Genomic DNA, 21,939 nt, shown 5'->3' on the forward strand with positions numbered 1-21,939 from the left:
ATGTCCCCTTATCGCCGCAGATCCAGCGTGAACGGGAATTCGCGGCTGCCCGGCAGCTCGATGGTCGCCGGGGGTGTGCGCATGAGTCCGGGTGTATGGCCGGTGCGGGTGAAGCGCGAGTGGCGGCGGCTTTCGGCCTCGTAGGCGTTGACCGGGAAGGTGTCGTAATTGCGCCCGCCCGGGTGGGCGACGAAGTACTGGCAGCCGCCCAGCGAGCGCTTCATCCAGGTGTCGACCAGGTCGAAGGTCAGCGGCGCGTGGGCCGGGATGCTCGGGTGCAGGGCCGAAGGCGGGTTCCACGCCTTGTAGCGCACGCCGGCCACGAACTCGCCGACCACGCCGGTGGGCTGCAGCGGCAGCACCTTGCCGTTGACGGTGATGACGTGGCGGCTCTCGTTCAGGCCGGTCACGCGCACCTCGATGCGTTCGAGCGACGAATCGACATAGCGTACCGTGCCGCCGGCCGAGCCTTCTTCGCCCATCACGTGCCAGGGTTCGAGCGCGTTGCGCAGCGAGAGCTCCACGCCCATCGCCTGCATCTGGCCCACCAGCGGGAAGCGGAACTCGAAGTGCGGCGCGAACCAGTCGGCATCGAAGGCGAAGCCTGCCTGGCGCATTTCGCTGATGACGTCGTCGAAATCCATCTTGACGAAGGTCGGCAGCAGGAAGCGGTCGTGCAGCTCGGTGCCCCAGCGGGTGACGGGGGCCTTGTAGGGCTCGTCCCAGAAGCGGGCGACCAGCGCGCGAATGAGCAGCTGCTGCGCGATGCTCATGCGCGCATGCGGCGGCATTTCAAAAGCGCGCAGCTCCAGCAGGCCGAGGCGGCCGGTGCTCGAGTCGGGCGAGTAGAGCTTGTCGATGCAGAACTCGCTGCGGTGCGTGTTGCCCGACACGTCGATCAGGATGTTGCGCAGCGTGCGGTCGACCAGCCAGGCCGGCATGTTCTGGCCATAGATCTCGCGGTTCTTCGCGATTTCCTTCAGGGCGATTTCCAGCTCGTAGACCTGGTCGTTGCGGGCCTCGTCCACCCGCGGCGCCTGGCTCGTCGGGCCGATGAACATGCCCGAGAACAGATAGCTCAGCGACGGATGGTTGTGCCAGTAGAGCAGCAGGCTGGCCAGCAGCTCGGGCCGGCGCAGGAAGGGGCTGTCGGCGGGCGTGGCGCCGCCCATCACGAAGTGGTTGCCGCCGCCGGTGCCGGTGTGGCGGCCGTCGGTCATGAACTTCTCGGCCGACAGGCGGGTTTCGAACGCGGCGTTGTAGAGAAACTCGGTGTGGTCGACCAGTTCCTTCCAGTTGTGGGCCGGGTGGATGTTGACTTCGATCACGCCCGGGTCGGGCGTGACGGCCAGCATCTTCAGGCGCGGGTCGCGCGGCGGCGGGTAGCCTTCCATCACGATGCGCACGCCCAGGTCGCGCGCGGTGGCTTCGACTGCTGCGACCAGGTCGAGATAGTCCTCCAGGCGCGCGAGCGGCGGCATGAAGACGTAGAGCACGCCCGATGCATTGCCCTTTTTCTCGGCCGAGGGACCGTTGGCGCGGCGCGGGTCGCGCACTTCGACGCACAGCGCGGTGCGCGTGACCCAGTGGGCCGATTCGCCGCGCAGCGGCTGGCGCGTGGTCGATTTGTCGTCCGCATCGTCAGTTGCTGCTGCAGCCGATGCATCGCCTTCGCCGGCGCCCGGCGCCTGCATGCGTAGCGAGGCGGGCACGACGGGCGGTGCGCCGAAGGCATAGGGCACTGCGCCGAGGTCGGCCCCTGTGCCGGTTGTGCCTACGGCATAGCGCGCGCGGTAGTCGGCCGCGCTCGGCAGGGCGCCGCGCGGCGCGGTCGGGTCGCGTTCGATCAGGTAGGGGTAGTCGCCCTTGCTGGCCCACGGCTGCGAGTCGAGCGGCAGGCGGTAGCCCATGGGCGAGTCGCCGGGGATCAGGTAGAGCCGGTCGTCGCGCAGGAACCAGGGGCCGGTCTTCCAGGCCGGGCCGGCGAGCGCGGGGGCGTCGCCGTTCGCATTGCCGGGCTCGATGGGCAGCATGTAGCCGATCACCGCGTCGAGCTTCTGCGTGAACACGCGGCGCAGGCGCACACGTTCGAGTTCGTCGTCGAGCTTCGATTCGAAGGGGTCGACGTTCACCGGCAGGCGGCGTTCGCGCCAGAGGTAGTAGTAGATGTCTTCGTAGCCGGGCTGGATGTAGCGCTCGGTCAGGCCGAGCTTGTGGGCCAGCACGGTGGTGAAGCGGCGCGCGTCCTCGCTCGTGTAGTGCGTGGGAAAGCGCTCGTCGGCAAACAGTTCGGGGTCGTGCCAAAGCGTCTGGCCGTCGGCGCGCCAGAAGATCGACAGCGCCCAGCGCGGCAACTGCTCGCCCGGGTACCACTTGCCCTGGCCGAAATGCAGGAAGCCGCCCTTGCCGTACTCGGCGCGCAGCTTGTGCACGAGCTCGGTGGCGTAGCCGCGCTTCGTGGGGCCGAGGGCGTCGGTGTTCCATTCGGGCGCGTCGCGGTCGCTGGTGGCCACGTAGGTCGGCTCGCCGCCCATGGTGAGGCGCACGTCGCCGGCCTTAAGGCGCGCGTCGACAGCGTCGCCCAGGGCCAGCACTTCGGACCACTGCTCTTCGGTGTAGGGCTTGGTGACGCGCGGCGATTCGTAGATGCGCGTGACCTTCATCTCGTGGCCGAACTCGACCTCGGATTCGTCGACGCCGCCCTCGATGGGCGCCGCGCTCGAAGGCGTGGGCGTGCAGGCCAGCGGAATGTGGCCCTCGCCAGCCAGCAGGCCCGAGGTGGCGTCGAGGCCGATCCAGCCTGCGCCCGGCAGGAACACTTCGCACCAGGCGTGCAGGTCGGTGAAGTCGACCGTGGTGCCGCTGGGGCCGTCGAGCGCCTTCACGTCGGGCGTGAGCTGGATCAGGTAGCCCGAGACGAAACGCGCGGCCAGCCCGCAGTGGCGCAGCAGTTGCACCAGCAGCCAGCCCGAGTCGCGGCATGAGCCGCTCCCGCTGGTGAGCGTTTCTTCCGGCGTCTGCACGCCGGGCTCCATGCGGATCAGGTAATTGACGTCTTGCTGGACCTGCTGGTTGATGCCGACCAGGAAGTCGATGGTGCGCTGCTCCTTGCGATCGATCTTGTCGAGGTAGGCCTGCAGCAGCGGCGTGGGCGCTTCGGTGACGAGGTAGGGCGCGAGCTCTTCGGCCTGCGAGGCCGTGTACTTGAACGGGAAGTTCTCGGCCTGTGGCTCGAGGAAGAAGTCGAAGGGGTTGTAGACCGCCATCTCGACCACGAGGTCGACCGTGACCTTGAATTCGCGCGTCTTCTCGGGGAACACGAGCCGCGCCTGGTAGTTGGCGAACGGGTCCTGCATCCAGTTGACGAAGTGCTCGGCCGGCTCGACCCGCAGCGAATACGAGATGACGTTGCTGCGGCAATGCGGCGCGGGACGCAAGCGCACGACCTGTGGGCCCAACTGCACCAGGCGGTCGTATTTGTAGTGGGTGACGTGGTGGAGAGCGGCGTGAATGGACATGCGTTTTTGTGTGCAGTACTGCGAGATTGCATCGAAAAGATGTCTCTTGTGAGACGCATACTAGCCCAGATGCCAAGCAATTAACGCGCCACTGAGCGTGACTTTGGGGAGGGTTTGCATCATGGGTTCGGGAGTTTTTCGTTGACGCCGTTTCGTGCGTCTGGCGGTGCCATGGGTGGAGCGGGGGCGTTCGTGGCGCTGGGTGGCTCGCTGCTGGGAGCGGCCTTGCAGTTGCAGCAGGCGGTGCTTTGGCCGGCGTGGGCCTACGCCGGCTTGCTGTTCGTGGCAGTGGCCGGCCTGTGTTGGCGACGCATGCCGGGCAGGGGCCTGATGCTCATCGCCTTGCTATGCGGCGCGATGGCCGGCGCAGGGCTCGCGGGATGGCGCGCGGCGGTCTATGCGAACGGCGCGCTGGACCCGGCGCTCGAAGGGCGCGACCTGCAGGTCACGGGCGTCGTATCGGAGATGCCTCAGCGCAATGAAGCTGGAACGCAGTTCCGCCTGGATGTCGAGTCCGCGGGTTGGGCTGATCCGGATGCGCAGGGGCGGCCCGCGGTGCCCGATCGCATTGCACTCGGCTGGTATGCCGAAGGCTCGAGCCTGTGGAGCCGTGCTTCCGAAAGCCGCACGCCCTTGGCCAGCACAGTCGGCTCCCTGCACGCCGGCGAGCGATGGCGGCTGACGGTGCGTCTGAAGGCGCCGCACGGCAGCCGCAATCCCCATGGCTTCGACAGCGAACTCTGGATGTGGGAGCAGGGCCTGCATGCCAGCGGCTATGTGCGAACCGGCGCGCGCGATGCGGCGCCCGTGCTGGTGGCAAGCACGTGGTGGCATCCCATCGAGCGCGCACGAGAAGCCGTGCGCGACGGCGTCTTCGAGCGCGTGCCCGACCGCGCCCAGGCCGGCGTGATCGCGGCCTTGGTCACCGGCGACCAGAGCGCCATCGACCGCTCGGGCTGGGACGTGTTCCGCGCCACGGGCGTGGCACACTTGATGTCGATCTCCGGCCTCCACGTCACGATGTTTGCCTGGCTGGCCGCGCACATCGTCGGCCTGCTCTGGCGGCGCAGCGCGCGGCTGATGCTGCGCGTGCCGGCGCAGCAGGCGGCGTTGATAGGCGGCGTGCTGCTGGCCACGCTCTACGCGCTCTTCAGCGGCTGGGGTGTGCCCTCGCAGCGCACTGTGTGGATGCTGGCGACGGTCGCGCTGCTGCGCCTCACGGGCCGGCGCTGGCCTTGGCCGCATGTGTGGCTGCTGACGGCGGCCGTGGTGATCGCGCTCGATCCGTGGGCCTTGATGCAGGCCGGCTTCTGGCTGAGCTTCGTGGCGGTGGGCGTGCTGTTCGCCACGGACGCCGCGGTGCCGGGCGAGCGGAAGACCGGCGCCGCTTCCCGCCTGTTGCAGTTCTTTCGCGAGCAATGGGTCATCACGCTGGCGATCACGCCGCTGAGCCTGCTGCTGTTCCAGCAGGTGTCGCTGATCGGCCTGCTGGCCAATGCGGTGGCGATCCCCTGGGTCACGCTTGTGATCACGCCGTTGGCCATGCTGGGCGTCGCCGTGGCGCCGCTGTGGGACCTTGCAGCCCGGGCCGTGCAGGTGCTGGCGCTGCTGCTGCAATGGCTGGCCGGGCTGCCGTATGCCACGCTGTCGATGGCCGCGCCGCCTTTGTGGATGGCCGCTTGCGGCGTGGCCGGCGGTGCATTGCTCGCCATGCGGCTGTCCTGGTCGCTGCGCAGCCTCGGCATTCCGCTGCTGCTGCCAGTGTTGCTGTGGCAGGCGCCCCGGCCGGCGGCCGGCGAATTCGAGTTGCTCGCTGCCGACATCGGCCAGGGCAATGCGGTGCTCGTGCGCACTGCCACGCACAGCCTGCTCTACGACGCCGGCCCGCGCTACAGCCTTGAAAGCGATGCCGGCCATCGCGTGCTCGTGCCGCTGCTGCGGGCGCATGGTGAGCGCCTCGACATGCTGGTGCTGAGCCACCGCGACACCGATCACACCGGCGGTGCGCCCGCGGTGCTCGCGATGCAGCCGCGGGCCGAGCTGCTGAGTTCCCTCGAAGCCACGCATCCGCTGCAGGCGACGCTGGCGGCACGGCGTTGCGAGGCGGGGCAGGCCTGGACCTGGGACGGCGTGCGCTTCGAGGTGCTGCATCCGTTCGACACCGACTACCGCGGCTTCACCAAGCCCAATGCCGTGTCGTGCGTGCTGCGCATCGGCAACGGGCGCGCGGCGGCGCTGCTGGCCGGCGACATCGAGCGGCTGCAGGAGGCCGCGCTCGTCGTTCGCACGCCGCAGCTGCTGCGGGCCGACGTGCTGCTGGCGCCGCACCACGGCAGCAAGACTTCGTCGAGCCCGGCCTTCCTCGATGCGGTGCAGCCGGGCATTGCCTTTGTCCAGGCGGGGTATCGCAACCGCTTCGGCCATCCGGCGCAGGAGGTGGCGGCGCGCTACCGGGACCGCGGCGTGCGGCTGGTCGAAAACACCCGCTGCGGCGCCGCGCACTGGACCAGCACACGCCCCGCCGACGTGGCCTGCGAGCGCGAGCGCCATGCGCGGTACTGGCAGCACAGCCCTGAAATCGTGAACTAATTGTCAAAAGTAGTCCGAAAGGCCACTTGTCAGCGTGCTCGTACTGGCGTCCCATGCGTTGTATCGTTTGGCTACAACTCAGAAGAGGGGACAGCATGAGCAACCGTCAAGGCCTTCGGTGGGACCTGTTTTCCGGGCATACGCCGTGACGGCCGCTGTTCCGGCCATCACCAGCACGAGCGCCGCGGCCGCACCCGGCGCGCGGCTCAAGATGCACCGCGAAGGCCCGGTGCTGGTGCTGACGCTGAGCAACCCCGCGGCGCGCAATGCGCTCAATCCGTCGGTCTACCGCGCGGCCGCCAAGGCGATGCGCGCTACCTCGGGTTTTCGCACCGTGCGTGCCATCGTGTTGTGCGGGGAGGGCGATCATTTCAGCGGCGGTGGCGACCTGCGACGCCTGGCCCGGCAACGCAAGCTGCCGGCCGCCGAGCAGCATGGCCACATCGATGCGCTGCATGAATGGATCATGGCGATCCAGGAGGCTCCCCAGCCCGTTATTGCCGCTGTCGAGGGCGCTGCCATGGGCGGCGGCTTTTCGCTGTGCCTGGCCTGCGACCTGATCGTGGCCGCGGAAGACGCGAAGTTCGCCATGTCCTATGTGAATGTGGGCCTCACGCCCGACGGCGGCGGCACCGATTCGCTGGTGCGCGCGTTGCCGCCGCAGGCTGCCATCGAAATGCTGCTCGACGGCACGCCCAGCACCGCGAAGCGGCTGCACGAACTGGGCGTGGTCAACAAGGTCGTGCCGCATGGGGAGGCCGGCGCCACCGCGCTCGCCTGGGCGCAGCAGCTCGCGCGCGGCCCGTTCGAGGTGCAGGCGCGCATCAAGCAGCTCGTGTATTCGGCGCGTGGGCGCAGCCGGCGTGAGCAGCTCGACGCCGAGCGCGAATCCTTCCTGGCCAGCCTCTACAGCGACGAGAGCGGGGAGCGCATCAAGGGATTTCTCTCGCCCCGCAAGAAGCTGACGGCCAGCGAGGAAGGGCCTGAGCGCTGAGCGAAGAAAAAGTCTTCCGGCCCGTCTCCGGCCTTGGCATAAGGGGTTCTACTGGCCCTGAACTTGCTAAGCTATAGCTCAAGGAGATTGGTCGTTCCATGCACAAATTTGACGAGATGTATGAGCAGTTGCCCTATGCGGGGGCTGCAATCCGACAGCACTACAAGCGCTACGACCAATGGCTCGCGAAGCAACCCGGTGAGGTGATGCGTTCGCGGCGCGAAGAGGCGGAATTGATTTTCCGCCGGGTCGGCATCACCTTCGCGGTGTATGGCGCCAAGGACGAGGACGGCTCCGGCACCGAGCGGCTCATCCCGTTCGACCTGCTGCCTCGCATCATTCCCGCCCACGAGTGGGACAGCATGGAAAAAGGGCTGGTGCAGCGCGTCACGGCGCTCAACCGCTTTCTTCACGATGTCTACCATGACCAGGAAATCATCAAGGCCGGCATCATTCCGGCCGAGCAGATCCTGAACAACGCCCAGTTCCGCCCCGAGATGATGGGCGTGAACGTGCCGCACAACGTGTACTCGAACATCTCGGGCATCGACATCGTTCGTGCCCCCGATGCCGACGGCAACGGCGAGTACTACGTGCTCGAAGACAACCTGCGCGTGCCCAGCGGCGTGAGCTACATGCTCGAAAACCGCAAGATGATGATGCGGCTCTTCCCGGAGCTATTCAACCAGAACCGCATCGCACCGGTCGCGCACTACCCCGACCTGCTGCTCGAAACCCTGCGCGCCAGCGCGCCGCCGGCCACGGCCGAGCCAACGGTGGTGGTGCTCACGCCCGGCATGTACAACAGCGCCTACTTCGAACACGCCTTCCTCGCCCAGCAGATGGGCGTGGAACTGGTCGAGGGCCAGGACCTGTTCGTCAAGGACAACTTCGTCTACATGCGCACTACGCGCGGACCGCGCCGCGTCGACGTGATCTACCGCCGCGTGGACGACGACTTCCTCGACCCCGAGGTGTTCCGCCCTACGTCCACGCTCGGTACCGCCGGCCTGATGCGCGCCTACCGCGAAGGCAACGTCGTCATCTGCAATGCAGTGGGCACCGGCGTGGCCGACGACAAGTCGATCTACCCCTACGTGCCGAAGATGGTCGAGTTCTACCTCGGCGAAAAGCCGATCCTGAAGAACGTGCCCACCTACATGTGCCGCAACAAGGACGAGCTGCAGTACACGCTCGACAACATGAAGGACCTGGTCGTCAAGGAAGTGCACGGCGCCGGCGGCTACGGCATGCTGATCGGCCCGGCCGCCACGCAGGCCGAGATCGAAGATTTCAAGAAGGCCGTGATCGCCAAGCCCGACGGCTACATCGCCCAGCCCACCCTGAGCCTGTCGACCTCGCCCACCTTCGTCGACGCCGGCATCGCGCCGCGCCACATCGACCTGCGCCCCTTCGTGCTCTCGGGCAGCGAGGTGCAGATGGTGCCCGGCGGCCTCACGCGCGTGGCGCTGAAGGAAGGCTCGCTGGTGGTCAACTCGTCGCAGGGCGGCGGCACCAAGGACACCTGGATTCTCGAAGCCGACCGCGCACCCAAGCCCAAGGCGGCGCCCGCGCAGTCGCAAAGCCAATCGTAGTAGGAGCACAACCGATGCTGTCTCGCACCGCCGACCATCTCTACTGGATGTCCCGCTACACCGAGCGCGCCGAGAACACGGCGCGCATGCTGGACGTCAACTACCAGACCTCCCTGCTGCCGCAGTCCGCCGAAGTGGCCAAGTACGGCTGGCAGGGCGTGCTCTCCATCAGCGAGCTGCTGCCCTGGTACAACAAGAAGTACGACCAGATCACGCCACACGACGTGATGGAGTTCATGGTCAAGGACGAGAGCAACGCCTCTTCGATCGTCTCCTGCCTGAAGGCCGCTCGCGAGAACGCGCGTGCCGTGCGCGGCGCGCTCACCACCGAAGCCTGGGAAACGCAGAACACCACCTGGCTTGAAGTCAACCGCATGCTGCGCGCAGGCGATTTCGAGCGCGACCCCGGCCAGTTCTTCGAGTGGGTCAAGTTCCGCTCGCACCTGTCGCGCGGCGTCACGCTGGGCACCATGCTGCAGGACGAGGCCTTCTACTTCTCGCGGCTGGGCACCTTCCTGGAACGCGCCGACAACACCGCGCGGCTGGTGGACGTGAAGTTCCATGCGCTCAACAGCGAGTTCTTCGGCGCCGCCACCGAGGAAGACCAGGAGTACGACTTCTATCACTGGAGCGCGATCCTGCGCAGCGTTTCGGCCTTCGAGGTCTACCGCAAGGTGTACCGCGATGTGATCAAGCCCGAGCGCGTGGCCGAGCTGTTGATTCTTCGTGCCGACATGCCGCGCTCACTGCACGCGAGCCTGGTCGAGGTGGTGAACAACCTCGCGAAGGTGCAGAACGAGCAGAGCGCCGAAACCCAGCGCCGCGCCGGCAAGCTGCTGGCCGATCTGCAATACGCGCGGGTCGACGAGATCCTTGCGACCGGCCTGCATGCCTACCTCACGCAGTTCCTCGACCGCGTGAACGAGCTGGGCGGGCGCATCAGCCAGGACTTCCTGGTTCCCGCGCACTGAGCGATAGAGAGCCGGTGCGCCGCTGGCGCCCGGCTCAGAGCTTGTGCGTCGACAGCAGGATGCTCGTCTCGGTGCTCGAAATGCCTTCGATCTGCCGGATGGCATTGAGCACCTTGTCGAAGGCTTCTAGCGAGTCGGCGCGCAGATCGGCCATCAGGTCCCAGCGGCCGTTGGTCGAGTGCAGGGCCACGACGTTGGGGTGACCGCGCAGAACTTGGCTCACGCGCTCGGCGCGGTGCCCTTCGATCTCGATGCTCATGATCGCGCGGATGCGGTGCGCCTCCGCTTCGGGCTTCAGCCGCACGGTGTAGCCGACGATGGTTCCGTCGTTCTCCAGTTTTGCAATCCGGTTCTGCACGGTCGCCCGCGCCACGCGGAGCTTCTGGGCCAGGGCCACCACCGGCATGCGCGCGTCGTCGCGCAGCAGGGCAATGAGTTGTCGGTCGATGTCGTCCATTGCCATTTGTCAAATTGCTAATCAGATCGAGCGAAATGTAAGGTTCAAGGGCTAACTTGACAAGTTGGAGGGTTCAGTCTGACATGTCTCCCCGGAACAATCGAAAGACGGCTGCGCGATGCTGCCGGACCGTTCAGGAGACCCCCATGACCCGCTTCATCGACGTTCCCGCCATGTCCCGCCTCGTGCAGGAGATCGGCGTGGCCCCCTTCATCGGCGCATTGGCCGACACCATCCGGGAAGACTTCATCCGCTGGCCTGATTTCGACAAATCGGCCCGTGTGGCAAATCACTCGGACATCGGCGTCATCGAACTGATGCCTGTGTCGAACGCCTCGCGCTATGCCTTCAAGTACGTCAACGGCCATCCGGCCAACACCGGCAGAGGCCTCTACACGGTGATGGCCTTCGGCGTGCTCGCCGATGTCGAGACCGGCTACCCCGTGCTGTTGTCTGAACTGACCCTTGCCACTGCGCTTCGCACGAGCGCGACCTCGCTGATGGCGGCGCGCGCATTGGCGCGGCCCGGCGCGCGGCGCATGGCGCTCATCGGCAACGGCGCGCAGAGCGAATTCCAGGCATTGGCTTTTCACTGCCACTTGGGCATCGAGGAAATCGCCGTGTACGACATCGACGCCCGCGCCACCGACAAGCTGGTGCGCAACCTCTCGCCCTTTCCGTCGCTCAAGATCATTCGTGCCGACTCCACGGCGCAGGCCGTGCGCGGCGCCGACATCGTGACGACCGTGACTGCCGACAAGGCCTGCGCCACCATCATCACGCCGGACATGATCGAGCCGGGCATGCACCTGAACGCCGTCGGCGGCGATTGCCCCGGCAAGACCGAACTGCATGCCGACGTGCTGCGCGGCGCGCGCGTGTTCGTCGAATACGAGCCGCAGACGCGCATCGAGGGCGACATCCAGCAGTTGCCAAAAGACTCTCCCGTGGTCGACCTGTGGCGCGTGCTGGCCGGCACGGCAACGGGGCGCGAAAGCGCTGAACAAGTCACGGTGTTCGATTCGGTCGGCTTCGCGCTCGAGGACTACGCCACCTTGCGCTATGTGCACGAACAGGCCGAGCGTCGCAACCTCGGCGTGGACGTCGAGCTGGTGCCCCGGGCCGATGACCCGAAGGACCTGTTCCGCCACACTCGCAGCGGCGCCTCGCGCGCTGTCATCCGAAGGGTGGCTTGATGATGCCGGCCGCGATCCGCTCCGTTCAGGCGCCGGCCGCCGTGGTCATGGTCCGTCCGCACAGGTTCACGCCGAACCCGGAGACTGCTGCCGACAACGCGTTCCAGACCGCAGCCGCCAAGGAGGCCGCGCAAGCCGTGGCCGACGCCGCCTATCGCGAGGTAACGGCAGCCGTCGAGCAGCTCGAAGCCGAAGGCGTGCACGTGCATCTGTTCGAAGACCGGGGCGAGCACGACACGCCGGACTCGGTCTTTCCCAACAACTGGTTCTCCACCCACCCGGGCGGGCACGTTGCCATCTACCCGATGCATTCGCCGAGCCGCCGCCGCGAGCGTCGCAGCGACGTGATCGAGATGCTCAAGGCCAACTACCGGGTGCAGGACGTCATCGACTATTCCGGCCTCGAGCACGACGGCCTGTTCCTGGAGGGCACCGGTGCGATGGTGCTCGACCACCTGGCGCGTGTGGCTTACACCGCTCGCTCCAACCGGGCCGATCCGGTGGCGCTGGAGCGCTTCAGCACGCACTTCAATTTCGAGCCGATGCTGGTGGATACGGCAGATGAAGCCGGCCGGCCGATCTATCACACCAATGTGCTGATGTGCGTGGCCACGGCCTTCGCGTTGGTCGGCTTCGACATGATCCCGGATGCGCATCGTGCGGCCGAGGTGCGCGCCCGGCTGGAGGAATCGGGGCGCGAGGTCATTGCGCTCACCGCAGGGCAGATCGCCGAGTTCGCAGGCAATGCAATCGAGCTGTCAGGCCGCGATGGCCGCGTGCTCGCGCTGTCGCAGCGCGCCTGCAACAGCCTGAACAGCCAGCAGAAGGCTGTCATCGAACGGTCCGCGCGGCTGCTTCCGCTGCCGGTTCCGACGATCGAGATGGCGGGCGGATCGGTGCGCTGCATGATCGCCGGCATTCATCTGTCGCCCCGGCACGGCTAGCGCGAAAACGATTCGACCGCCACCGGAATCGTGGGCGCCTGCCAGCGGTAGGCATCCTGCAGCACATCGCGTTCCGGCTTCTGCCCGTTCCACTGGATGTGGAGCAGGTCCATCAGCGTCCAGCCCGACCAGTCTGCGCGAAACGGGTGCTGCTGCGCCGCGGCCGACGGCAGCGGCTGCTGGTTGCGCCACACGACGGCCGGAATGCGATAGCCTGAAGCAGTCGCCGGGCTGTGTCCCGCGCGGTCGCTCACGTGGCCTACCTCCTGCCCGTGGTCCGACAGGTACATCCACGCGCGGTAGTCGCCCGGCTTGCCCGCGCTGCGCGTCTGCTGCAGCAGCTCGGACACCACGAAGTCGTGATACAGCAGCGCGGCGTCGTATTCCTGGCGGAAGCGGCGCACCCAGGCCGAGCGGCCGTCTTTCACGAGGCCGTTCTCGACCGCATCCACATCGTCGTCGAAGGGGTTGGCGTTGGCCGGAAAGCGCAGGCTGTAGTGCGGATGCGCGCCCATCAGATGGACCACGATCAGCTTGCGGTCGGTGCTCGTATCGGCCAGCGCCTCCTGCACGCAGTCGAGGATCTCGCCGTCCAGCGAGGCGCTGGCGCGGCCGGGCGTGCGGTTGACCATGTCGACCACGTCGGCGAGGCGCGCATGCTGCTGCTCGATGGCGAGGTCGTCATGGTTGCTGATCCACCAGACCTTGTAGCCGGCGGCGCGTGCCAGCGCCAGCAGGTGCGGCGGGTTCTCGCTCTCGGGCAGGCCGAAGTGGAACATGTTGCGCAGCGCGGGCAGGGTGCTGGCGTCGACGGACCAGGCGTTCTTCAGCACCGCCATCTGGTCGCCGGTCTGCGCCTTGTGCGCCAGCAGGCGGGGCGTGGTCGGGCGGCCGTAGCCGTACAGCGCCATGTTGTCGCGGTTGATGCTGTCGGTGATGACCAGCACCACCGTGGAAGGGCCGGTCTGCGAAATCACGGGTGCGATGCCTTTGGCTTGCGCCATCAGGCGGTCGCGCTGCTTCTGCTGGTCGGCCCAGGCGGTGCGCAGCGTGTGAACGGAATTCGCCCACTGCGTCCAGAAGACCGCGGGATGCAGCCGGCGCCAGGGCTTGCTCGCATAGGCCACGCATGCGACGAGAAGCAACAGCGCGACAAGCGCCACGGCCCATCGTGCGGGCCGGGCGGACGGGGCCGTCGCATCGGCTACAGCGCCGCGCCGCGCGAACATGCCCACGAGCACGCTCGCCACGACCAGCGCGGCACACCACACCGCAGCCGAACGCCAATGCATCCACAGGTATTCGGAGCCTTCGCGCGCATTGGTGTTGGCCGCTGCACCCAGCACCATCGCGCCGTCGGGCGCGGCCTGGTAGGCGTCGAGCAGATAGGCGCGCACCGCGCCGTCGAGTGCGAAGCCCATGGCCCAGAGCCAGACCAGCAGCGTGCGTATGCGCCGCATCCGCGCGCTGCGCAGCGGCCACGCAAGCCACAGCACCATCGGCATTGCGAGCACCGCGAGCTGCGCCATGCGGCGGCCGTCATGGCCCAGCGCGATGAGCGCCAGCAGCGTCGCGCCCACCACGCCGCAGGCGAGCAGCGCGTTGCGCGACGGAGAGACTTCGTTGGTTGGAGTGGTCAAGCAGGCAGCGCGGCAAGTCGGGGGCGGCCGAATTCTGCCCCGGGGCTCGTGCAGCGGACCTCAGTGCCCCGATGGTGGCGAGGTCTTTTGGATCATCAGGTCGCAGTGGCCTGGCGCACCGCGCGCTCCCAGCGCGCCATCGATTCCTCGGCCTGCGCGCGGCCCATGGTCGGCATGAAGCGGCGTTCGATCTTCCACAGCTTCGAGAGTTGGCGCGCGTCGGTGTAGACCCCGGTCGACAAGCCTGCGAGGTACGCAGCGCCCAGCGCGGTGGTCTCGATCACTTCGGGCCGCACCACCGGAATGCCCAGCAGGTCGGCCTGGAACTGCATGAGCAGGTCGTTCACGCTCGCGCCGCCGTCCACGCGCAGTTCGGCCACGGGCTTGCCGCCGGCGGCCACTGCGTCGCGGCTCATGGCTTGCAGCAGCGCGGCGCTCTGGTAGGCGATGCTTTCCAACGCGGCGCGCGCAATGTGCGCAACCGTGGTGCCGCGCGTGAGGCCGGTGATGGTGCCTCGCGCATCAGCATCCCAGTAGGGCGCGCCGAGGCCGGTGAAGGCCGGCACCATCATCACGCCGCCGGCATCGGGCACGCTCTCGGCCAGCGACTGCACTTCGGCGCTGCCCTTGATGGCCTTGAGCCCGTCGCGCAGCCACTGCACCACGGCACCGCCGACGAACACGCTGCCTTCCATGGCGTACTGCGGCGTTGCATCGGTCTGCGCGGCGCTGGTCACGAGCAGGCCGTTGTGCGAGGGCTGGAACGCGCCGCCCGTGTGCATCAACAGGAAGCAGCCGGTGCCGTAGGTGTTCTTCGCCATGCCGGCTTCGAAGCAGGCCTGGCCGAAAAGGGCGCTCTGCTGGTCGCCGGCCACGCCGCCGATGGGCAGCGTGTGGCCCAGCAGCGCCGCATCGGTGTCTGCGAAGTGCGAGCTCGAGGGCTGCACCTTGGGCATCAGCGCGGCGGGAATGTCGAGTGCCTTCAGCAGGTCGGCATCCCACCCGTTGCTGTGCACGTTGAAGAGCATGGTGCGCGAGGCGTTGCTCACGTCGGTCACGTGCACCTTGCCGCCGGTGAGCTGCCACATGAGCCAGCTGTCGACCGTGCCAAAGGCGAGTTCGCCGCGCTCGGCCTGCGCACGCGCGCCGGGCACGTTGTCGAGCAGCCAGCGCAGCTTGGTGCCGGAGAAGTACGCGTCGATCACCAGACCGGTTTTCTCGCGGATGGTGTCGGTCATGCCCTCGTCGCGCAGCCTGGCGCACAAGGGCTCGGCGCGGCGGTCCTGCCAGACGATGGCGTGGTGCACTGGCTGGCCCGTGGTGCGGTTCCACAGCACGGTGGTTTCGCGCTGGTTGGTGATGCCGATGGCGTGGATGTCGGTGGGCTTGAGCTTCGCCTTGGCGAGCACTTCGCGCGCGGTGGCGAGCTGGCTGCGCCAGATTTCCATCGGGTCGTGCTCGACCCAGCCCGGCTGCGGGTAGATCTGCGTCAGCTCTTTCTGCGCGATGGCGACGATGTGGCCTTCGCGGTCGAACACGATGCTGCGGGAGCTCGAAGTGCCCTGGTCGAGGGCGAGCAGGTAGGTGGTCATTCGTTCGTGTTCTTTCTTGTCAGTTCTCGCGCGCGATCTCGAGGCGCACCTGGGCGGTGTGCAGCAGGTCGGCGAATGGCGCCGGCGGCTCGGCATCGGTGAACAGCCGGTCGATCTGCGAGAGCGTGCCCAGCTGAATCATTGCCGGCCGGTTGAACTTGCTCGCATCCGCTGCGAGCCATACCTCGCGCGCCTGCGCGATGATGGTCTGCGCCACCTTCACCTCGCGCAGGTCGAAGTCGCGCAGCGATCCGTCGGCCTCGATGCTCGACACGCCGATCAGCGCGATGTCGACCTTGAACTGGCGGATGAAGTCGATGGTTGCCTCGCCCACGATGGCGCGGTCGCGTTGGCGCACCGAGCCGCCCGCCACGATCACTTCGCACGAGGTGTTGCCGCTGAGGATGGTGGCCACGTTCAGGTTGTTGGTGATCACGCGCAGGCCCGTGTGGCGCAGCAGCGCCTTGGCGATGGCCTCGGTGGTGGTGCCGATGTTGAGGATCAGCGAGCAGTCGTTGGGCACCAGCTCCGCCACGCGGCGGGCGATGCGCGCCTTGCCTTCGGCGTGCAGGGTTTCGCGCTGCTGGTAGCCGATGTTTTCCGTGGTCGAGCTGGGCACGCGCACGCCGCCGTGAAAGCGCGTGAGCAGGCCTTCGTCAGCCAGCCGCTGCACGTCGCGCCGCACGGTCTGCAGGGTGACGCCGAGCATGTCGGCCAGTTGCTCGACGGTGACGGAGCCGCGCGCGCGCACGGTGTCCAGGAGGTTGATCTGGCGCGGGTTGGAGTTCACAGGGGCGTCGTGGAAAGCAGGAAGACTGCGACCGAGGGTACAGAGCGCGCCACTTTAAAGCGAAAGAAAACGAAGCCATCTAAGGGAAAACTCGTAGGAAAATCGCGCCAAAAGGAATCCAAATGAAAAGACGCGAAAATACAATGGCCGCCGTTAGTGACCAAAGTCACGCTTCAACGGACCCAATTTCTGTGAGCGATTTCTCTTCCATTTCGCCCGCGCCGGCCACCGACTGCGACGTGCTCATCGTCGGCGGCGGCATCAACGGCTGCGGCATCGCGCGCGACCTCGCGGGCCGCGGCTGGCGCGTGGTGCTGTGCGAAAAGGACGATCTCGCCTCGCACACATCGTCTTCCTCCACCAAGCTGATCCACGGCGGGCTGCGTTACCTCGAGTACTACGAGTTCTCGCTGGTGCGCAAGGCGCTGCAGGAGCGCGAGGTGCTGCTCAAGAGCGCGCCGCACATCATGTGGCCGCTGCGTTTCGTGATGCCGCACGACCCGTCGATGCGCCCGGCCTGGATGATCCGCATCGGCCTGTTCATGTATGACCACCTTGCCAAACGCGAGGTGTTGCCGGCTTCGCGCAGCGTCGATCTGCGCCGCCACGCCGCGGGCAAGCCGCTGAAGGACCAGTACAAGCGCGGCTTCATCTATTCGGACGGCTGGGTCGACGATGCGCGCCTCGTGGTGCTCAACGCGCTCGACGCACAGGCGCGCGGCGCCGAAGTGCTGACCCGCACGCGCTGCGTGCACGCCCAGCGAGACGCCGACGGATGGACTGCCACGCTGCAAGGCGCCGACGGCAACAAGCGCACGCTGCGCGCCCGGGCGGTGGTCAATGCCGCGGGGCCGTGGGCCGAATCATTCCTGCGCGGCGTCGCGCAGTCGGCCAAGGGCGAGGCGCTGGCCACCAAGAGCCTGCGGCTCGTGAAGGGCAGCCACATCGTGGTGCCGCGCCTGTTCGAGCACGACCACGCCTACATCTTCCAGAACCCCGACAAGCGGATCATCTTCGCCATTCCGTACCAGGACGAGTTCACGCTGATCGGCACCACCGACATCGAACTCACCGGCGACGACCCCGGCGCCGCGCGCATCGCGCAGGAAGAAATCGACTACCTCTGCACCCAGGCCAGCCGCTACTTCGAGAAGCCCATCGTGCCGGCCGACGTGGTGTGGACCTACTCGGGCGTGCGGCCGTTGCTCGACGACGACTCGGGCGACCCATCGGCCGTCACGCGCGACTACATGCTCGAATCGAACACCACCGCAGCGCCGCTGCTGTCGGTGTGGGGCGGCAAGATCACCACATTCCGCAAGCTGGCCGAGGACGCGGCCGACGAGGTCGGCAGGATGCTGGGCCAGTCGAGCGCGCAGCGCCCGGCCTGGACCGACGGCGCCTTTCTCGCGGGCGGCGACCTGTCGGCATGGATCGGCGCGGCGAAGCGACCCGACGACGATTTCGAACGCTTCGTGTCGGCCGTGCAAACCAAATATCCGTGGCTCTATGGTCACCTTGCGCGCCGCCTCGCGCGGGGCTACGGCGCCCGCATCGCGGAGTTGCTGGGCGAAGCGAAGTCCTTTGCCGACCTGGGCGACGAAGTGGCGCCCGGCCTGTACGAGCGCGAACTGCGCTTCCTGCAGGACCGCGAATGGGCCGTGAGCGCGGAAGACGTGCTCTGGCGGCGTTCCAAGCTGGGGCTGCACTACACGCCCGAAGAGCGCGAGCAGGTCGCGCGCTGGCTGTTGCAGCAGCAGGTCCGCGTCAAAAACAACTAGACCGAATACAAGGGAAAGAGCGCCAATGCAATTGACACTGGAGCGCGTCACCAAGAAGGTGGGTGCGCAGACATGGCTCTACGAGCAGAGCATCGCGCCCAGGAGCGGCGCGGTCACCGTGCTGCTGGGCGCAACGCAGGCCGGCAAGACCAGCCTCATGCGGCTGATGGCGGGGCTCGACACGCCCACCGAAGGCAAGGTGCTGGTCGACGGCAAGGACGTGACCGGCATGCCCGTGCGCGAACGCAATGTCGCGATGGTCTACCAGCAGTTCATCAACTATCCGTCGCTCAAGGTTGCGGACAACATTGCCTCGCCGCTCAAGCTGCGCGGTGAGTCGAACATCGATGCACGCGTAAAGGCGCTGGCCGACAAGCTGCACATCGGCATGTTCCTCGACCGCTATCCGGCCGAACTCTCGGGCGGCCAGCAGCAGCGCGTGGCGCTGGCGCGCGCGCTCGCCAAGAACGCACCGCTGATGCTGCTCGACGAGCCGCTGGTCAATCTCGACTACAAGCTGCGCGAAGGCCTGCGCGAAGAGCTCACGCAACTCTTCGCGACTGGCGATTCGACCGTGATCTACGCGACCACCGAGCCCGGCGAAGCATTGCTGCTTGGCGGCTACACGGCCGTGATGGATGCCGGCGAGCTGCTGCAGTACGGCCCGACGGCCGAAGTGTTCCACGCGCCGCAGTCGCTGCGAGTGGCACGGGCCTTCAGCGATCCGCCGATGAACCTGCTGGCCGGCACCGCGACCGCCGGCAAGGTGCAACTGGCTGGTGGTCCCGCGCTGGCTCTGGCTGTGCCTGAAAGCGTTGCAGGCGCCGTCACGGTCGGCCTGCGCGCGAGCGCACTGAACGTGGATGCGGGGCAGGGCGACATCGCCTTGCCCGGCAAGGTGGAGCTGGCCGAAATCTCGGGCTCCGATACCTTCGTGCACGTCGAGACGGCGGTGGGCGAACTGGTGGCGCAGCTCACCGGTGTGCACCGCTTCGAGCTGGGCGCCTCGATCACGCTGTACTTCAGCGCGTCGCAAGCCTATGTGTTCGATGCCAGCGAAAAGCTGGCGCTGGCGCCGGCATGGCGCAAAGGAAACTAGTCATGGCACGCATCGACCTCGACCTGGCCCACGCCTATCGCCCCAACCCGACGCAGGACAGCGACTATGCGCTGCTGCCGCTGAAGATGAGCTTTCGCGACGGCGGGGCATATGCCTTGCTCGGCCCTTCGGGCTGCGGCAAGACGACCATGCTGAACATCATCTCGGGCCTGCTCGTGCCCTCGCAGGGCACGGTCACCTTCGATGGCCGCGACATGACGCGCGCCACGCCGCAGGAGCGCAACATCGCGCAGGTGTTCCAGTTCCCGGTGATCTACGACACCATGACCGTGGCCGAGAACCTCGCGTTTCCGCTGCGCAACCGCAAGGTGCCGGCCGACCAGATCAAGAAGCGCGTGGGCGAGATTGCCGAGATGCTCGACATGAGCGGGCAACTCAACCAGCGCGCCGCCGGCCTCGCTGCCGACGCCAAGCAGAAGATCTCCCTCGGGCGCGGGCTGGTGCGCAGCGACGTGTCGGCGGTGCTGTTCGACGAGCCGCTCACTGTGATCGACCCGCACCTGAAGTGGCAGCTGCGCCGCAAGCTCAAGCAGATCCATCGCGAGCTGAAGCTCACGCTCATCTACGTGACGCATGACCAGGTCGAGGCGCTCACCTTCGCCGAAGAGGTGGTGGTGATGACGCGCGGCAAGGCCGTGCAGGTGGGCAGCGCCGAAGCGCTGTTCGAGCGGCCGGCCCACACCTTCGTCGGGCATTTCATCGGCTCGCCGGGCATGAACTTCCTGTCCGCGAAGAGCGCGAACGGCACCATCGAGGTTGCGGGCACGCCATTGGTGCCCACGCGCGAGTTGCCGCAGGGGCCGCTGAAGATCGGTATCCGCCCCGAGTACCTGCGCCTGTCCAACGCGGGCGCCGCCGGTGCGGTGCCGGCCGTGGTGAAGCAGGTGCAGGATGTGGGCACGCACGTGATGCTGAGCGTGGAGGCCGACGGCAGCGTGCTGAAGGTGCGGCTGCACTCTGACGACCAGCCGCCGGCAGCGGGAGACACGGTGTGGGTGCGAGTACTGGATACGCACACCTGCTATTACAAAGACGAGGAACTGGTCGCATGAACGCAACCAACAAACCGATCAACCAGAAGGCGTGGTGGCTGGTGCTGCCAGTGCTCATCTGCGTTGCGTTCTCGGCCATCGTGCCGCTCATGACGGTGGTCAACTACTCGGTGCAGGACATCATCTCGCCCGAGCGCCGAGTCTTCGTCGGCACCGAGTGGTTCGCCTCGGTGATGCGCGACGACGAGCTGCACGAGGCGCTGTGGCGCCAGCTGGGCTTCTCGCTGTCGGTGCTGCTGGTCGAGATTCCGCTGGGCATCGGCCTGGCGCTGTCGATGCCGGCCAAGGGCTGGAAGTCTTCAGCGGTGCTGGTGGTGGTGGCGCTGTCGCTGCTGATTCCATGGAACGTGGTCGGCACCATCTGGCAGATCTATGGCCGTGCCGACATCGGCCTGCTGGGCCATGCGCTGCAGACGATGGGCATCGAATACAACTACACCGGCAGCGCCACAGACGCGTGGCTTACCGTGCTGGTGATGGATGTGTGGCACTGGACGCCGCTGGTGGCGCTGCTGTGCTACGCGGGCCTGCGCTCGATTCCCGACGCCTACTACCAGGCTGCGCGCATCGACGGCGCGAGCAAGTTCGCGGTGTTCCGCTTCATCCAGCTGCCCAAGATGCGCGGTGTGCTGATGATCGCGGTGCTGCTGCGATTCATGGACAGCTTCATGATCTACACCGAGCCCTTCGTGCTGACGGGCGGCGGGCCGGGCAACGCAACCACCTTCCTGAGCCAATACCTCACGCAGAAGGCAGTGGGGCAGTTCGACCTGGGGCCTGCAGCGGCGTTCTCGCTGATCTATTTCCTCATCATCCTGCTGTTCTGCTTCGTGCTCTACAACTGGATGCAGCGGGTCGGTACGCAGGAAGCGGAGGTGGAGAAATGAACGAGAAGAGATTTCACAAGCGCAGCATCTTCCTGGTGCTGTACATCCTGTTCGCGCTGTTGCCCATCTACTGGATGATCAACATGAGCTTCAAGACGAACGAGGAGATCCTGTCGAGCTTCTCGTTCTTTCCGCAGCAGCTCACCTGGGCCAACTACGCGCGCATCTTCACCGACGAGTCGTGGTACTCGGGCTACATCAACAGCCTGATCTATGTGGCCATCAACACGGTGATCTCGCTCACCGTGGCGCTGCCAGCGGCCTATGCGTTCTCGCGCTATTCGTTCCTGGGCGACAAGCACGTGTTCTTCTGGCTGCTGACCAACCGCATGACGCCGCCCGCGGTGTTCCTGCTGCCGTTCTTCCAGCTGTACAGCACGGTCGGCCTGATGGACACGCACCTGGGCGTGGCGCTCGCGCATCTGCTGTTCAACGTGCCGCTGGCGGTGTGGATCCTGGAAGGCTTCATGAGCGGCATTCCGCGCGAGATCGACGAGACGGCGTACATCGACGGCTATTCGTTCCCGCGCTTCTTCCTCACTATCTTCCTGCCGCTCATCAAGGCCGGCGTGGGCGTGGCGGCGTTCTTCTGCTTCATGTTCAGCTGGGTCGAGCTGCTGCTGGCGCGCACGCTCACGAGCGTGAACGCCAAGCCTATCGTGGCGACGATGACGCGCACGGTGAGCGCCTCGGGCATGGACTGGGCAACGCTGGCTGCGGCTGGCGTGCTGACCATCGTGCCGGGCGCCATCGTCATCTGGTTCGTGCGCCATTACATCGCGAAGGGTTTCGCGATGGGTCGTGTTTAAGGAG

At 66.8% G+C, this 21,939-nt stretch carries 16 protein-coding genes; 11 read left to right on the forward strand and 5 right to left on the reverse strand.

Annotated elements, in window-relative coordinates:
• Positions 1–8: 8 nt before the first annotated feature.
• The gene (locus tag BLW48_RS20450) at positions 9–3,518 is read right to left on the reverse strand and encodes a transglutaminase family protein (RefSeq protein WP_093177163.1); all 3,510 of its coding nucleotides are present in this window, start codon (positions 3,516–3,518) and stop codon (positions 9–11) included.
• Between the two features lie 171 nt (positions 3,519–3,689).
• On the opposite strand from BLW48_RS20450, the gene BLW48_RS20455 reads away from it, so the two are divergent.
• The 4 genes from BLW48_RS20455 to BLW48_RS20470 all read left to right on the forward strand — a co-directional run bounded on the left by BLW48_RS20455 (position 3,690) and on the right by BLW48_RS20470 (position 9,667).
• Positions 3,690–6,107: a DNA internalization-related competence protein ComEC/Rec2 gene (locus tag BLW48_RS20455; RefSeq protein ID WP_093177165.1), complete on the forward strand. Its 2,418-nt coding sequence runs from the start codon at positions 3,690–3,692 to the stop codon at positions 6,105–6,107.
• 145 nt (positions 6,108–6,252) lie between these two features.
• Positions 6,253–7,101, forward strand: coding sequence for an oxepin-CoA hydrolase, alternative type (locus BLW48_RS20460; RefSeq protein ID WP_093177167.1), 849 nt, complete (start codon positions 6,253–6,255; stop codon positions 7,099–7,101).
• A 98-nt stretch (positions 7,102–7,199) separates the two neighbouring features.
• Positions 7,200–8,696 (forward strand): circularly permuted type 2 ATP-grasp protein, encoded by a 1,497-nt coding sequence (locus BLW48_RS20465; protein WP_093050814.1) that lies wholly within the window; start codon positions 7,200–7,202, stop codon positions 8,694–8,696.
• Positions 8,697–8,710: 14 nt separating this feature from the next.
• Complete coding sequence (locus tag BLW48_RS20470) at positions 8,711–9,667, forward strand: alpha-E domain-containing protein (protein WP_093050811.1); 957 nt, start codon at positions 8,711–8,713, stop codon at positions 9,665–9,667.
• A gap of 34 nt (positions 9,668–9,701) precedes the next feature.
• Here the strand turns inward: BLW48_RS20470 and BLW48_RS20475 are convergent, their stop codons facing one another.
• Positions 9,702–10,124 (reverse strand): Lrp/AsnC family transcriptional regulator, encoded by a 423-nt coding sequence (locus BLW48_RS20475; RefSeq protein WP_093050809.1) that lies wholly within the window; start codon positions 10,122–10,124, stop codon positions 9,702–9,704.
• 146 nt (positions 10,125–10,270) lie between these two features.
• On the opposite strand from BLW48_RS20475, the gene BLW48_RS20480 reads away from it, so the two are divergent.
• Together BLW48_RS20480 and ctlX are read left to right on the forward strand one after the other, a co-directional pair.
• A complete protein-coding gene (locus BLW48_RS20480; protein ID WP_093177168.1) occupies positions 10,271–11,320 on the forward strand; it encodes an ornithine cyclodeaminase in 1,050 nt (349 codons plus the stop codon).
• Positions 11,320–12,264 (forward strand): citrulline utilization hydrolase CtlX, encoded by a 945-nt coding sequence (gene ctlX, locus BLW48_RS20485; RefSeq protein WP_371127558.1) that lies wholly within the window; start codon positions 11,320–11,322, stop codon positions 12,262–12,264. Before BLW48_RS20480 ends, ctlX begins: the two co-directional genes overlap by 1 nt.
• Here the strand turns inward: ctlX and BLW48_RS20490 are convergent.
• The 3 genes from BLW48_RS20490 to BLW48_RS20500 form a co-directional block, all read right to left on the reverse strand.
• Positions 12,261–13,904, reverse strand: coding sequence for a phosphoethanolamine transferase (locus BLW48_RS20490; RefSeq protein ID WP_093177170.1), 1,644 nt, complete (start codon positions 13,902–13,904; stop codon positions 12,261–12,263). The genes ctlX and BLW48_RS20490 overlap by 4 nt on opposite strands.
• Positions 13,905–13,999: 95 nt before the next feature.
• On the reverse strand, positions 14,000–15,496 hold the full coding sequence (gene glpK / locus BLW48_RS20495) for a glycerol kinase GlpK (RefSeq protein WP_093177171.1): 1,497 nt from the start codon (positions 15,494–15,496) through the stop codon (positions 14,000–14,002).
• Positions 15,497–15,515: 19 nt separating this feature from the next.
• The gene (locus BLW48_RS20500; protein ID WP_093050798.1) at positions 15,516–16,286 is read right to left on the reverse strand and encodes a DeoR/GlpR family DNA-binding transcription regulator; all 771 of its coding nucleotides are present in this window, start codon (positions 16,284–16,286) and stop codon (positions 15,516–15,518) included.
• A 122-nt stretch (positions 16,287–16,408) separates the two neighbouring features.
• On the opposite strand from BLW48_RS20500, the gene glpD reads away from it, so the two are divergent.
• From glpD to BLW48_RS20525, 5 genes are read left to right on the forward strand one after another with little or no spacing between them, the layout of a single operon-like run.
• Complete coding sequence (gene glpD / locus BLW48_RS20505) at positions 16,409–18,067, forward strand: glycerol-3-phosphate dehydrogenase (RefSeq protein ID WP_093177173.1); 1,659 nt, start codon at positions 16,409–16,411, stop codon at positions 18,065–18,067.
• A 25-nt stretch (positions 18,068–18,092) separates the two neighbouring features.
• A complete protein-coding gene (locus BLW48_RS20510; protein WP_093080145.1) occupies positions 18,093–19,166 on the forward strand; it encodes an ABC transporter ATP-binding protein in 1,074 nt (357 codons plus the stop codon).
• A 2-nt stretch (positions 19,167–19,168) separates the two neighbouring features.
• Positions 19,169–20,239, forward strand: a complete 1,071-nt coding sequence (locus tag BLW48_RS20515; RefSeq protein ID WP_093080148.1) for an ABC transporter ATP-binding protein — start codon at positions 19,169–19,171, stop codon at positions 20,237–20,239.
• Entirely contained in the window at positions 20,236–21,126 is an 891-nt protein-coding gene (locus tag BLW48_RS20520) for a carbohydrate ABC transporter permease (protein ID WP_093050786.1), read from the forward strand. The genes BLW48_RS20515 and BLW48_RS20520 overlap by 4 nt, the downstream gene beginning before the upstream one ends.
• Entirely contained in the window at positions 21,123–21,935 is an 813-nt protein-coding gene (locus BLW48_RS20525; protein WP_019656045.1) for a carbohydrate ABC transporter permease, read from the forward strand. The genes BLW48_RS20520 and BLW48_RS20525 overlap by 4 nt, the downstream gene beginning before the upstream one ends.
• Positions 21,936–21,939: the final 4 nt, after the last annotated feature.

It is taken from the genome of Variovorax sp. YR266, from assembly GCF_900107295.1.
In the GTDB taxonomy this organism is placed as follows: domain Bacteria; phylum Pseudomonadota; class Gammaproteobacteria; order Burkholderiales; family Burkholderiaceae_C; genus Variovorax.

Bases quoted from the DNA above. Each gene is read 5' to 3' on its own strand.
- BLW48_RS20450 (WP_093177163.1), bottom strand. From the start codon at position 3,518: ATGTCCATTCACGCCGCTCTCCACCACGTCACCCACTACAAATACGAC.
- BLW48_RS20455 (WP_093177165.1), top strand. From the start codon at position 3,690: ATGGGTGGAGCGGGGGCGTTCGTGGCGCTGGGTGGCTCGCTGCTGGGA.
- BLW48_RS20465 (WP_093050814.1), top strand. From the start codon at position 7,200: ATGCACAAATTTGACGAGATGTATGAGCAGTTGCCCTATGCGGGGGCT.
- BLW48_RS20470 (WP_093050811.1), top strand. From the start codon at position 8,711: ATGCTGTCTCGCACCGCCGACCATCTCTACTGGATGTCCCGCTACACC.
- BLW48_RS20475 (WP_093050809.1), bottom strand. From the start codon at position 10,124: ATGGACGACATCGACCGACAACTCATTGCCCTGCTGCGCGACGACGCG.
- BLW48_RS20480 (WP_093177168.1), top strand. From the start codon at position 10,271: ATGACCCGCTTCATCGACGTTCCCGCCATGTCCCGCCTCGTGCAGGAG.
- ctlX (WP_371127558.1), top strand. From the start codon at position 11,320: ATGATGCCGGCCGCGATCCGCTCCGTTCAGGCGCCGGCCGCCGTGGTC.
- glpK (WP_093177171.1), bottom strand. From the start codon at position 15,496: ATGACCACCTACCTGCTCGCCCTCGACCAGGGCACTTCGAGCTCCCGC.
- glpD (WP_093177173.1), top strand. From the start codon at position 16,409: ATGAAAAGACGCGAAAATACAATGGCCGCCGTTAGTGACCAAAGTCAC.
- BLW48_RS20510 (WP_093080145.1), top strand. From the start codon at position 18,093: ATGCAATTGACACTGGAGCGCGTCACCAAGAAGGTGGGTGCGCAGACA.
- BLW48_RS20515 (WP_093080148.1), top strand. From the start codon at position 19,169: ATGGCACGCATCGACCTCGACCTGGCCCACGCCTATCGCCCCAACCCG.
- BLW48_RS20520 (WP_093050786.1), top strand. From the start codon at position 20,236: ATGAACGCAACCAACAAACCGATCAACCAGAAGGCGTGGTGGCTGGTG.
- BLW48_RS20525 (WP_019656045.1), top strand. From the start codon at position 21,123: ATGAACGAGAAGAGATTTCACAAGCGCAGCATCTTCCTGGTGCTGTAC.